At 49.7% G+C, this 662-nt stretch carries 1 protein-coding gene; it reads left to right on the forward strand.

Annotation, left to right across the window (positions count from 1 at the left end; translation table 11 throughout):
- Window positions 1-662: Hsp70 family protein (locus tag AB4496_RS26465; RefSeq protein ID WP_372132864.1), on the forward strand; the 662-nt coding region annotated here is incomplete at both ends.

Here is a 662-nt window from a genome sequence, read left to right on the forward strand (position 1 = left end):
AGTTCAGTGTTGGTATCGATTTAGGTACCACACACTGCGTTTTGTCTTTCATCGACACAACAAATGAAGACGCTCGCGTTGAGGTGATGCCAATCCCTCAATTGACGGCTCCAGGTACAGTAGAAACTCGCAGCCAACTTGGCTCGTTCCTATACCAGCCGCACGAACATGAAATGAATGCGGGCTCTCGCGTTCTACCTTGGTCTTCTGAACCTAAAGCACTGGTTGGTGCCATTGCGCGTAACCTTGGTTCGAAAACCCCTATCCGTTTGGTTGCAAGTGCAAAATCTTGGCTATGCCACGGTGGTGTGAACCGTCGTGATGCGTTCCTTCCTGCAGGCAGCCCTGAAGAAGTTGAAAAGGTATCTCCGCTTAAGACAACTGAGTTGTACCTTGAGCACCTTAAAGATGCTTGGAACCACGCTAACCCAGAACACAAACTGGCAGACCAAGATGTAACGATCACGGTTCCTGCTTCGTTTGATCCTGCGGCTCGTGACCTAACAGCAGAAGCTGCGCGTAATGTTGGTTTCACTCACCTAACGCTTCTAGAAGAGCCACAAGCGGCTCTTTACAGCTGGATTGATAACAGCAACGACACATGGCGTGATGAAGTGAACGTTGGTGACATCGTTCTTGTTGTCGATATCGGTGGTGGTACG

The sequence above is a fragment of the Vibrio sp. 10N.222.46.A1 genome, assembly GCF_041473595.1.
Lineage (GTDB): Bacteria > Pseudomonadota > Gammaproteobacteria > Enterobacterales > Vibrionaceae > Vibrio > Vibrio tasmaniensis_A.